Below are 12,967 nucleotides of genomic sequence, written 5' to 3'. Positions count from 1 at the left end.
CCATGCGGTTTCGATTGTTATACGGTATTAGCACCTGTTTCCAAGTGTTATCCCCTTCTGATGGGCAGGTTACCCACGTGTTACTCACCCGTTCGCCACTCCTTTTCTTTCGGTGGAGCAAGCTCCGGTGAAAGAAAAAGCGTTCGACTTGCATGTATTAGGCACGCCGCCAGCGTTCGTCCTGAGCCAGGATCAAACTCTCATAAAAAGTGTTTGAAACAGTCTTCCGACTGTTAAGCTCAATTGTAATAATTGACTTGCTAGCATATTGCTTGCTATGTTGTTTGCTTCTATTAATAGAAGCGCCCTACACATTTGGTTTGTTTTATTCGTTCAATTTTCAAAGGTCTACATTGTTTGTCGCTTTGTTTCAGCAACTTTTATATCTTAACAGGTTGCCGTTTGAAAGTCAACAACTTTTTCAATTAATTTTGAAAAAGTTTTGAAATCCAATTGACAACTTTGAAATAATAACATTCAACAAAAAGCTTGTCAACAATTATTTTTCATTGTCGTATCAACATGTTTCAGCAACGCTATTGATAATATCATATTGAAAAATAATGTCAAATACTTTTCAGTCGTTTTTCAAAATAATTTCAAATAAATAGAAAATGGACTAGCAATTCGCTAGCCCATTGTTGCTTCTACACCATAATGATCACTAATTACAACCTCATTTTCCCCATCAAAAACCACTTGATAACTTTCTATTTCAAAGTTACGAGAGGCAAAAATATAGTCGATTCTCAATTTTGCCGTATTTCCTGCCCAACCATCAATTGATTCTTCAACCGTGTTTTCACCGAGCTTTACTTTGGCATGAATAAAAGCATCCTGTAAATCAAGAATACTTTTATCGACCAAATCATAACCCTCACCGCTTGTTTTCGCGTCATTATTGAAATCGCCCATAATGATCTGCTTTCCTTGTTTTTCTACTAAAAACTGCTCCAACTTTCGCCATTCATAAGCAAAAGCTTTTTTTGTCGTTTGCCACCAAGAAAAATGGCTGCTTACTACTATTATCTTTTGATCATTAATTATTGTTTCACCTATTACCACTTTTCTCGTATGATAATCACTCGGATCATGACTTTCTGAAATCAACAAGCTTTCCACGTTTAGTGGTGTCTTTGACAATAAACCGATGCCTTCATGATAAATGTCATAGCCAACGTGATTATACGTCCAGTTCCAATAATAGCTGCATCCTAATTCCTTCAACCGCTCAGTCAATAGAAATATAAAATTATCTTGATGAATGGCTTCCTGTTCTTTCGTTGGTTGAAAGTATTGGTCTACGTTTGCTAACGGACTTACAAGAAGCTGATTTACTTCTTGCAGGCCGATCAGATCATAATTCTCTTTTGCAATACGGTTCGCTAGCACCTCAATTTGCTGTTGGTCGTTTCCTTCCATCCAGCTATGAGTATTCAAGGTCAATACTTTGATTGCTCTCGCCTCACTTTAATAGTCGATTGTTCCAATCGTTTCCCCACGAGAAACGAGTCCAGTCTTAGCATAATGGTAATCCTTAATTTTGTCACCATTTGTAAATACAACGATCATCGTAGTCATTTTGCCGGCTTTTTGAATTTTCGCTAAATCAGCTGTTGCTACAACTTTCCCCGCTTTGACTTTTTCCCCTTCTCGTACTTTGATTTCAAATGCTTCACCGCCTAAATCTACCGTATCAATTCCCATATGAAGTAATACTTCGATGTCATCATCAGTCTTGATGCCAATAGCGTGTTTTGTTGGGAATACAGACACAATTGTTCCTGAAACTGGACTAGCAATTTCACCGTTTTCCGGTACAACGGCAAATCCCTCACCCATCATTTTTTGAGAAAAAACGTCATCTTCTACTTTATCGATCGGAATCATCTCACCATTTGCTGGAGCTACGAACTCCGCATGCAATCCTTTAAACGATGTGCTGGCGTTCTTTTCCTGTACAGTCGACTCTTCCTGACTAGCACTTTTAGGAATTTCAACACCTGAATCCAACAAATCCTGAATATCTGATTTCAATATATCTGCTTTAGGCCCATAAACAGCTTGAACACCGTTGTCTTTGACCAAAAGTCCCATTGCTCCTGCTTTTTTCCAAGCCTCTTCACTGCCAACGCTGTTCTTATCCGCTACTGTCACCCGTAAGCGTGTCATACAAGCATCCACATCGGTAATATTTTGTGGGCCTCCTAGCAAATTGATGATTTTCACAATTTGCGAGTCCGCTGATACTGATCCATCGCTTGTAGTATTAGTTGCTTCTTCATTATCAACTTCGTAGTTTCCATTTCTTCCTGGTGTCGCAAAGTTGAATTTTTTAATCATGAAGTTCGCAAAGAAGTAAGTAAATACTCCAAATGCAATACTTGTTAATACAAAGTTAAGTAAATCATTACCAAGTCCTGCTCGCAATGCCATCGGTACACGGGTTAATAATTCGATATTCCCAAATGAGTGAACACGTAGATTGATTAAATCTGCCATTGCAAAAGCTGCCCCTTGAATCACTGCGTAGCATGCATATAAAGGAACCGCCACAAACATAAACATGAACTCCAATGGCTCTGTTACTCCAGTTAGGAAAACTGCTACTGCCGCTGATAAGAACATTGATTTATATTTTTTCTTTTTATCAGGATCGACATTTCGATACATTGCTAAGGTTAAGCCCATCAAGATACCTGAAGAACCGATCATCTGTCCAACTTTGAATCGTGCTGGAGTCCATTGAGTCAATACTTGCTGATATTGAGACATGTCTCCACCATTTTTCAAATTAACTAAATCTGTTGCCCAAGCTAACCATAATGGATCTTGCCCTAATACTTGACTTCCAGCTTGTGCGCCAGTCAGTATCTCGTAAGTACCACCCAATTGCGTATAATTCATCGGAATTGTCAACATATGATGCAACCCGAACGGCAAGAGTAATCGTTCCAGCGTTCCATATAGAAATGGTGCCAGGATCGGTGCAGTTTCTTGAGAGTTTGCGATCCATTTACCAAACTCGTTGATCCCCGTTTGGATAATCGGCCATAGAAAGGCTAAAACCAAAGCAACAATCACTGAACGCAAGATAACAACAAACGGAACAAAACGTTTCCCATTGAAGAAAGTCAACACTTCAGGTAATTTTCTGAAATTGTAGTACTTATTGTAGGCAGTTGCTCCAACAAAACCGGCGATGATTCCGACAAAAACACCCATATTCAATGCTGGTGCTTCTAAAACACTTGTAAAATAGCCATCAACCATTATTTTTTGTCCAAATAAGGTGTGAGTCATTGCATTTGGATCGGCTAACATCTCAGAAGTGATGCCAAAGATCGAGCCAGTTATTCGATTAATTAGAATGAATGATAGCCCCGCTGCAAACGCACCGCCAGCTCGCTCCTTCGCCCAGCTTCCGCCAATTGCTAATGCAAATAATAAATGTAGATTTCCAATGATGGCCCAACCAATATTTTCGACTACGCCACCAGTTGTAACTAACCATCCGAGATTCTCATTGATTAACGGTAGCGATTTTCCGATACTGATCATTAATCCCGCCGCTGGCATTACCGCGATTACCACCATCAGTGCCTTCCCGAATTTTTGCCAAAATTCAAAACTAAAGAGCTTTTTGATCCCTTTCATATTTGTTCCTCCTATTTTTTTCGATTACTCATTTTGTGCAATCGGTTTCGTTAATTTGCATTATATACTCATAAACAAAATTTGTAAACTCTTTCAGCTGAAATGTTTTTAAAAGTACCAAAATTATGAAAGGACTTATCTTTCCAATTCAGTGAACTAATGCTTGACTCGCGCAACCGGTTGCGTTTATTATGAGAGTAAGAAAACATAAGGAGGACTTATTATGAAAAAAGTTCAGCGTCTCTTTGAAATTGACCCTTGGAGGATTAGAACAACTCAGTTAGATAAAGAAAACCGTCGCCTACAAGAATCATTAACTAGTATAGGAAACGGATACATGGGAATGCGAGGAAATTTTGAAGAAACATATAGTGGTGACCATCATCAAGGCACCTATCTTGCTGGTATCTGGTATCCCGATAAAACCCGTGTTGGCTGGTGGAAGAACGGCTATCCTGAATATTTCGGCAAAGTAATCAACGCGTTGGATTTCATTCAAATGAAGTTATTCGTAAATGATCGAGAGATTGATTTAGCAGTGATGGACATCGAAGATTTCGATTTGGAGTTGAACATGCAAAATGGTGTTCTTACTCGTACCTTCATTGTAACAATTGATCATGCAAAAATTCGTTTTACTTTCGAGCGCTTTTTAAGTGTCGTCAAAAAAGAACTTGCGGTGATTCGGCTTACTGTAGAGTGTTTAATTGGCGAAGCAGAGCTAAAGGTCGTGTCTAAACTAGACAATAATGTTCAAAACGAAGACAGTAACTATGAAGAAATGTTTTGGTTGGAAAAAGGACGCGGACACCAAGAAGATATCAGCTTTCTGACAACGCAGACGGTACCAAATAATTTTGGCATCGAACAATTCTCTGTAACTGGCGCTATGCAACATATTAGTTCTTCAATCGGACTTCAACAGGATGATACGCTAGAAGTTGCTGAAACCTTCACCTATGCTTTGAAAGCAAATCAAACTATTCAACTTGAAAAGCGAGTTGTGGTCTTAACAAGCCGTGATGTACCAGAAACAGAACAAAGCGAAAAAGCCATAGCATTATTAACAGACTACGCTACTACTTATGAAGACTTATTGGCAGAGCAAAATGAGGCTTGGGCAAATCGGTGGGCATTGGCGGATGTATTGATCGGTGGAGATGACGAGGCACAGCAAGGAATTCGTTTCAATATTTTCCAACTATTCTCTACCTACTACGGTGAAGATGAACGATTAAATATTGGACCAAAGGGCTTCACTGGTGAAAAATATGGTGGTGCAACCTATTGGGATACCGAGGCTTACGCAGTTCCAATGTATCTGGGTATTTCTGATCCAAATGTAACGAAAAATTTGTTAAAATATCGTCACAATCAATTGCCGCAGGCACAGCACAATGCTCGTCAGCAAGGTCTGAATGGTGCTTTATATCCAATGGTTACCTTTACTGGGGTTGAATGTCACAATGAATGGGAAATCACCTTTGAAGAAATCCATCGAAATGGGGCTATCGCTCACGCAATTTATAACTACACAACTTATACAGGTGACGAAAGCTATATTCAAAAAGAAGGTCTTGAAGTATTAACAGAGATTGCTCGTTTCTGGGCGGATCGAGTACATTATTCGAAACGTCAGCAAAAATACATGATTCATGGTGTGACAGGTCCTAATGAATACGAAAATAATATTAACAACAATTGGTACACTAATTATTTAGCAAGTTGGGTACTATCCTATACACTGGAAAATTATCAAAAATATCAAGCACAAACGACCGTATCGATCTCTGCTGAAGAACAAGCCAAGTGGCAAGATATCATCGATCATATGTACTTCCCAACAGATGAAGAATTAGGTATTTTCGTACAGCATGATACCTTCTTAGACAAAGATTTAATGCCTGTTTCTGACTTGTCTCCAGAAGATCGACCGTTGAACCAAAATTGGTCTTGGGATAAGATTTTACGTTCTTGCTTCATTAAGCAAGCGGATGTTTTACAAGGAATCTATTTCTTTGGCGATCAATTTACACTTGAAGAAAAACGAAAAAACTTCGAGTTTTATGAACCAATGACTGTCCATGAGTCTTCACTATCGCCTTCGATTCACGCGATCTTGGCTGCGGAACTTGGATTAACAGATAAATCAATGGAAATGTATCAAAGAACGGCTCGCTTAGACCTAGATAATTACAACAACGATACAGACGACGGTTTGCACATCACTTCCATGACTGGCAGCTGGTTAGCTATAGTCCAAGGCTTCGCGCAGATGAAAACCAATACTGGGACATTAAGCTTTGCACCTTTATTACCAAAGGAATGGGATCATTATTCATTCCATATCAATTACCGTGGCCGTCTGTTAGCTGTCAGTGTAAATCAAAAAGAAGTACAAATTGACTTGAAAGATGGAGCTGCCTTAGCTATGATGCTTTATGAGAAAGAAATTATCTTGAGCGATACAATCACGGTTCCGTTAGAACAGGAGGAATCAAATGTTTAAAGGTGTACTATTTGATTTAGATGGCGTGATTACGGATACCGCTGAGTATCATTACCTTGCATGGAAAAAATTGGCTGATGAGCTAGGCATTACGATTGACCGTGAATTCAACGAGAAACTCAAAGGTGTCAGCCGTGAAGATTCTTTACGGTTGATCCTTGAGCATGGTAAACGTGAAAGTGATTTTTCTGAAACAGAATTCCAGCAATTGGCAAAGAGTAAAAACGACAATTACGTTGAAATGATTCAAGCTGTTTCACCTAAAGACGTTTATCCCGGAATTTTAGAGCTGTTAAAAGAATTAAAGAATGCCGGAATCAAGATTTCTTTGGCATCGGCTAGTAAAAACGGTCCTTTTCTACTAAAACAAATGGCATTGACCGACTATTTTGACGGAATTGCCGATCCGGCAAAAGTCGCGGCTGGAAAACCTGCCCCGGATATTTTTATTTTAGCAGCACAAGTGGTAGGCTTAGATCCAAATGAATGTATTGGAATTGAGGATGCTCAGGCTGGTATAGCTGCCATCAAAGCCTGCGGAGCCCTTCCCGTTGGTGTCGGACAAGCAGAACAATTAGGTGATGATATTGCCTTGGTAGAATCAACTTCCGAATTAACACTAGCATTTCTGGAAAAACAATGGGATAAATAAGTACTCACTAGTAATGAGATTGTATCCCCTCTGCTTTTACCAATTTACTTGGTATTCGCAAAAATAAAACTATTCATTATACGGCTGAATGGTATATGGTTTGAAAATAATTAATGAGAAAGGAGAGCGAAATATGACATCTACAGTAAAAGACGTGGCAAAAAAAGCGAATGTCTCTCCTTCTACGGTTTCACGCGTCATTAATGATCACCCTAGTATTTCAGCTGAGACGAAGCAACGAGTTCGTAAGATTATGGATGAAATGGGCTATTTTCCAAATGTAACAGCGCGAAATCTTGGAAAACAGCGGGCAAACTCTTTAGGCGTGATTTTGCCTCCGCTTAATTCCCGTGAACGCTTGGGTAACCCGTTTTATTTAGAATTACTGAATGCCGTTAATGAAACAGCGGCTGATTTCCAAGTAACGACCGCTGTAGCTTCATCGGATAATAGTGAAACACTGCTAGAAAACGTCACCCGGATGCATCGACAAAAACAAGTTGACGGCTTCATTTTAGCCTATTCAGAAAAGGACGATCCAATTGCTGAATATCTCTATCAGAATAAAATACCATTTACTTTGATTGGGCGTCCCCCAAAAAGAGAAGCAGATATTCTGTATGTCGATAATGACAATCAGTTACTTGGCAAGCAAGCAACAGAGCACTTGATCGAAAAAGGCCACAAAAATATTTTATTCGTTTCGAACGTCAATCAAGAAGTGATTTTCTTCGAACGCTACTTTGGCTACCAAGAAGCGATGATGCTGCAAAGTTTGCCCACGCATCCACCGCTAACGATGTTGCAGCCTGAAGATTATACGAGGTTCCCTGAAGTAATTGAAGAAACTGGTGCAACAGCGTTGGTCGTGATCGATGATATTTTTGCGCTGCGGATGATCCAACTGGCAACCTTGCATGGCTATAAAGTGCCTGATGACCTGTCAGTTATCAGCTTCAATAATTCGATTTTTGCAACATTAGTTCATCCTTACTTGACGACAATTGATATCGATATTTCAGATCTCGGTCGATTAGGGACACAAAAACTGATGGAACAAATTGACCAAAAGCAATCTACGGGTGTCCAATTAGTCGTACCACATCATTTAATTCAACGTGAAACAGTCCGTACGATTTAAATAATCATTAAATAAGACCTGTCAAACTTGTGACAGGTCTTTCTTTTGGATATACTGACGAAAAATCAGAAAGAAAGTGGTATAGATGATTCTTTTCCTAATTGTGCTCGCAGTACTCTTTCTGATCTATTGCCGATATTCCACCTATCAATTGGTCGAAAAGCATTTTAAGATCACAAAGCACACAACACTAGATATCAAGGAAGGAAAAAAGACAGGATTGATGATTGCGCAAATCAGCGACAGTCACTTCTCCCCTTTTTATTCTCCAAAACGTTTTGACAAAATCGTCGAAAAACTTAACGCCGCAAAGCCAGATATCGTATTATTCACTGGCGACTTAATTGAAAATTATCGCTATTGGGAAACACGAGATTGTGAAATAATCAGTCAACAATTAACTAAAATCAACGCCCCTAAAGGGAAATTTGCGATTTTAGGCAATCATGATTATCGTTCCAACGGACAAGATGCTGTCAGTGAAATACTGGCTGCTGGCGGCTTCGTTTTGTTAAACAACCAAAGTACGCTGGTAGAGCAAATAAGTTTGACTGGCATTGATGATGGTCAGGAAGGGCAACCTGACTACAATACGCAACCCAAAGATGCGCGTTTTTCAATCCTTATGGTACATGAGCCTGATCAAGTCCAGCATTTGCCAGACCTTGATTGTTTTGATTTGATCTTATCGGGACACAGCCATGGTGGACAAATTCGTTTTCCGATCTTGCCGTATAAAAATTTTGGGTCAAAGCTCTATGATCAAGGCATTTATGCTTTGACGTCCCAAACAAGCTTGGTTGTTAATACAGGTTTAGGAACAACAGGCCCTCCCCTACGCTTCAGAGTAATACCCGAAATTTTATATTTCCATTTGTAGAAAAAAGAGTTTGAACGCCTCCTGTATCGGAGAACCTTCAAACTCTTTTTTATGCACGGATTTTTTGTTTGATATACGGAATCATAATTGGCACCAATGAAATAAAAACAATCATTAGCATGATCAATGAAAAATGCTCACTGACAATTGGAATATTCCCTAAGAAATAACCTGCCAGAGTGACCACTGTCCCCCAGACGATAGCTCCAAAAACATTAAAGCTTGAAAAAATGGCCCAATTCATTTTACTTGAACCGGCAATGAACGGGATAAACGTGCGGACAAATGGCATAAAACGGCCCAAGAAGATCGTCCATTTTCCACGTTCGTTAAAGAAGTTCTCCGCCTCTTTTACTTTATCCTCTTTGATGAAGCGGGAAATCGGGCTATGATACAAAGCTCTGACGCCAATCGTATGGCCAATCCAATAATTCATTGTGTCTCCCAAAATCGCAGCAATCACACAAATCGCAATCACATATGGCAGATGCAGCACATTTCCACCTAACGCAGTTAAGGCGCCTGCTGCAAATAAAAATGAATCCCCAGGCAAGAATGGAAAGATCACGACACCTGTTTCAATAAAGACAATTGCAAATAAAATTGGATAAATTCCAACACCATATTGCTGAACCAACGACACCATGTGGGAATCGATATGCAAAATAAAATCAATCAAAGCCATCTAGTAAACTCCTTTAGAAAAGATTCATTTATTATCATACGACTTTTCAAGAAAAAAGAAAGACGGATCTGTCGTTCTATAGAAAAAATAAATTTATTTGGAAAATGGTATAATAGAAAAAAAGTTTAAAAGGAGTCCATTATGAGCGTTCTTTCTCATATGAAAAGCATGCAGAAGGAAATGTCTGCAGCTGAAAAAAAAATCTATCAATTCATTCGCGACAATAGTGAAAAAGCTTCAGGTATGACCGCCAACGAAATTGCGGAAGCCTCTGGAGCAAGCGCACCAACGGTTGTTCGTTTTTCAAAAAAGATGGGCTACAATAGCCTAACAGATTTTAAAATAGAGCTTTCTGCCGAAACAATGCAGGAGCGCAGCAATAATACCTACAGTGATGTCGGTCACGACGAATCATTTCACAGTTTAAAAAACAAATTAGCCAGCAACGCTCGCTTCACCATTGACGAGACAACAGCTCTGTTCAACGAAGAGGTTTTTCTCGAGGCCTGCAAACTATTGGAAGAAAAAGAATTTTGTTATGTTTTAGGAATTGGCGCCTCTAGTTTAGCAGCAACTGACATTGTTCAAAAATGGAGCCGTTTAGGGAAGAATGTTATTAGCGAACAAGATTACAACACCATTTTGCCGCAGCTAGTCCTGCATCAAAAAGAAGCGGTCATTTGGCTAGTCTCAAATTCTGGATTGACCTCCGAACTGATCGCTTTAGCGGAAACAGCCAAAGACTTAGGTATCCCAATCATTACCCTGACCCAGTTCGGACAAAATCCATTGGCCAAGCTTTCAAACGTTTGTCTTCAAACTTCACGTCCGACCGAAGCAACTTACCGTAGCGCCGCAACAGATTCGATCTTAGCTCAGTTCATTACGATCGATTTATTGTTCTATGTCTATATCAGCCGCAACAAAGAAAATGCTGAAAAAATTTATTCGACACGAGCGGTCGTCCAAGAATATCGAAAAAAATATTTTTAGCCGCAGGAAGTCATTATAAAATAGAAAAGCCGAGTAAAATGTCTAGAAATCATCCATTTTACTCGGCTGTTTTATTTTTTGTCTTGGAAGAATTCTTGCGCAATCGTGACACTATTTAAAGCATCTTTGGCGTAATAATCTGCACCAACAAATTCTCGGTATTCTTCATTTAGCACCGCTCCGCCCACCATGAATTTTGTATCTAAACCTGCTTCTCTAGCGGCTTGAATCGTGCTCTTCATGTTTTGGACCGTCGTTGTCATCAAAGCACTTAAGCCAGCCAACTGAATCTTTTCTTTTTTGAGTGTCTCAACCACCATAGAAATTGGTACATCTTTTCCTAAATCAATTACCTCAAAGCCATAATTTTCCAACACCATCTTCACAATATTTTTACCAATATCATGAATATCCCCCTGTACAGTCGCTAACAGAATTCTTCCTTTATATTCTGTTTCCTGTCCGTTAGCCTCAAAATACCGCTTTAATACTTCTTGTGACCGCTGAACCGCTTCAGCTGATTGCATCAGTTGAGGCAAAAACAGGAGACCTTTTTCAAATTTTGAACCTACCTCATCTAACGCAGGAATAAAATAATCATTAACGATTTCCAGAGGGGTTTTCGTTTCTAATAAGCGTTTTGTTAAAGTTGGCGTTTCATCCTTTTGCCCTTTTAGAATCAACGTTTTCAAGTCATCAGTATTTTTTTGATCGCTCGTAACCAGAGAAGCTGTCTGATCTATTACTTGTTGGTTATTAGCAATATACTCCATCGCATCCTGATCTTGGTTATTAATGACTTTTAATGCCTGCACCACTTGCATCAGAATATCTGAGAGGGGATTAACAATCGGCGCATTAAGTCCAGCCCCCACGGCTGCCGCCAAAAACACCCCATTCAGACTTTCCCGATTCGGCAGACCAAAAGAAACATTGCTTAACCCAGCAACAGTCAATACACCCAATTTTTCTCGAACCAGCTTGATCGTATCTAGGGTCACCTGTACCTGTTCTTGTTGAGCGGATGCCGTTAGCACTAACGGATCAATCATGACATCTTCTTTGGCAATCCCATAACTAGCAGCAGTTTCAACAATTTTTTCAGCTACTGCCAACCGTTTTTCAGCCGTATCAGGAATCCCCGTTTCGTCTAACGCTAACCCTAAAACCACTGCTCCATATTTTTTAGCAATCGGGAATATTTCCCGCATACTTTCTTCTTTTCCGTTTACTGAATTGATCAATGGTCTACCATTATAGTAACGAGCTCCGGCCTCAATCGCTGTGATACTGGAGCTGTCAATTTGTAAAGGAGCTGTGACAATTCCTTGCAGCTCTTGAACAACTTTTTGCATCATCTCAGCTTCATCAATTTCCGGCAAACCGACATTGACATCCAAAATATCCGCTCCAGCCTCAATTTGCTTCAAGCCTTCCTTCAAAATATAGCTTATATCTTTTTTCCTCAGCGCTTCTTTCAGACGTTTTTTCCCAGTAGGATTGATTCGTTCGCCAATTAAATGCAATCCTTCATTTAAAACAATCGTTTGACTCCCAGAGGTAACGGCCGTAACTTTTTGCGGAGTCAAAGCAACTGGAGGGATGTCATCAATCAGTTGGCGAATTTTCTGAATAAACTCCGGATTTGTTCCGCAACAACCGCCTACGATGCGAACACCGCTTTTCAGCATTTTCTCAACAGCTAAACCATAATCGTCCACCGTCAACGGATAAAAGGTTTGACCATCTTTCATTTCTGGCAAGCCAGCATTTGCTTGAACCATCACTGGTATGTTGGCATAAGTTAAGATTTCATCCACGATTGGCAATAGTTCATTTGGACCTAAAGAACAGTTTACTCCAACCGCCTCAATCCCTAATGACTGCAAGGTCAAAACCGCTGTTATGGGGTCTGTACCGACAAAAGTTCGACCATCTTCCTGAAATGTCATCGTGCAAAAAATCGGCAATGAGGTATTTTCTTTGATTGCTAAAATTGCCGCCTTTGTCTCCAATAAATCCGACATTGTCTCAATTACTACTAGATCTGCTCCGGCCTTTTCTGCCAACACAGCCTGTTCTCGAAACATTTCATACGCTTGGTCAAAACTTAAGGTTCCCATGGGTGCCATCAATTGGCCTATGGGGCCCATATCATAAGCAACGTATTTCGGTTGAGCCGCTCTTGCTAGGTTGATCGCCGCTTCGATGATCTCTGGCAACTCTGTTTGTTTCAATTTTACTTGATTCGCTTGAAATGTATTGGCGGTAATAACATCCGCTCCGGCTGCCACGTATTCTTGGTGAATCTGCGTAATCGTTTCAGGATGGCTCAAATTGAAATATTCAGGCTCCATTCCCACTGGCAGACCCATTTTTTGCAGCATGGTTCCCATCGCACCATCAAAAAGCAATCTGTTTTCAGTCAAATCTTCGATAATTGTCATTTT

The 12,967-nt window shown here is 39.9% G+C and carries 9 protein-coding genes and 1 rRNA gene; 5 read left to right on the top strand and 5 right to left on the bottom strand.

Translation table 11 applies throughout. From position 1 onward, the window contains the following. The 3 genes from OMU_RS19350 to OMU_RS19340 all read right to left on the bottom strand — a co-directional run. A 16S ribosomal RNA gene (locus tag OMU_RS19350) occupies positions 1-208 on the bottom strand; the annotation flags it as partial. Positions 209-630: 422 nt separating this feature from the next. Next, complete coding sequence (locus OMU_RS19345; RefSeq protein WP_016181550.1) at positions 631-1,446, bottom strand: endonuclease/exonuclease/phosphatase family protein; 816 nt, start codon at positions 1,444-1,446, stop codon at positions 631-633. 24 nt (positions 1,447-1,470) lie between these two features. Beyond that, positions 1,471-3,657, bottom strand: coding sequence for a PTS transporter subunit IIBC (locus tag OMU_RS19340; protein ID WP_016181549.1), 2,187 nt, complete (start codon positions 3,655-3,657; stop codon positions 1,471-1,473). A gap of 223 nt (positions 3,658-3,880) precedes the next feature. Here OMU_RS19340 and OMU_RS19335 point away from each other — a divergent pair, with 223 nt between their 5' ends. The 4 genes from OMU_RS19335 (at position 3,881) to OMU_RS19320 (ending at position 8,839) form a co-directional block, all read left to right on the top strand. Next, on the top strand, positions 3,881-6,166 hold the full coding sequence (locus OMU_RS19335) for a glycoside hydrolase family 65 protein (RefSeq protein WP_016181548.1): 2,286 nt from the start codon (positions 3,881-3,883) through the stop codon (positions 6,164-6,166). After that, positions 6,159-6,818, top strand: coding sequence for a beta-phosphoglucomutase (gene pgmB, locus OMU_RS19330; RefSeq protein WP_016181547.1), 660 nt, complete (start codon positions 6,159-6,161; stop codon positions 6,816-6,818). The genes OMU_RS19335 and pgmB overlap by 8 nt, the downstream gene beginning before the upstream one ends. 133 nt (positions 6,819-6,951) lie before the next feature. Further along, positions 6,952-7,959, top strand: coding sequence for a LacI family DNA-binding transcriptional regulator (locus OMU_RS19325; protein ID WP_016181546.1), 1,008 nt, complete (start codon positions 6,952-6,954; stop codon positions 7,957-7,959). An 85-nt stretch (positions 7,960-8,044) separates the two neighbouring features. Continuing rightward, the gene (locus OMU_RS19320) at positions 8,045-8,839 is read left to right on the top strand and encodes a metallophosphoesterase (RefSeq protein ID WP_016181545.1); all 795 of its coding nucleotides are present in this window, start codon (positions 8,045-8,047) and stop codon (positions 8,837-8,839) included. A 49-nt stretch (positions 8,840-8,888) separates the two neighbouring features. Here OMU_RS19320 and OMU_RS19315 read toward each other — a convergent pair whose 3' ends face one another. Then, positions 8,889-9,524: a VTT domain-containing protein gene (locus OMU_RS19315; RefSeq protein WP_016181544.1), complete on the bottom strand. Its 636-nt coding sequence runs from the start codon at positions 9,522-9,524 to the stop codon at positions 8,889-8,891. Between the two features lie 141 nt (positions 9,525-9,665). Between OMU_RS19315 and OMU_RS19310 the strand changes: the two genes are divergently transcribed. Further along, a complete protein-coding gene (locus tag OMU_RS19310) occupies positions 9,666-10,517 on the top strand; it encodes a MurR/RpiR family transcriptional regulator (protein WP_016181543.1) in 852 nt (283 codons plus the stop codon). Positions 10,518-10,588: 71 nt separating this feature from the next. Here the strand turns inward: OMU_RS19310 and OMU_RS19305 are convergent, their stop codons facing one another. Continuing rightward, positions 10,589-12,964 carry a homocysteine S-methyltransferase family protein gene (locus OMU_RS19305; protein ID WP_016181542.1) on the bottom strand — a complete coding sequence of 792 codons (2,376 nt, stop codon included), beginning with the start codon at positions 12,962-12,964 and terminating at the stop codon, positions 10,589-10,591. Between the last annotated feature and the right edge of the window lie 3 nt (positions 12,965-12,967).

The organism is Enterococcus avium ATCC 14025, from assembly GCF_000406965.1.
Classification (GTDB): Bacteria; Bacillota; Bacilli; order Lactobacillales; family Enterococcaceae; genus Enterococcus_A; species Enterococcus_A avium.
This window is presented reverse-complemented; position numbering and strand designations above follow the sequence as displayed.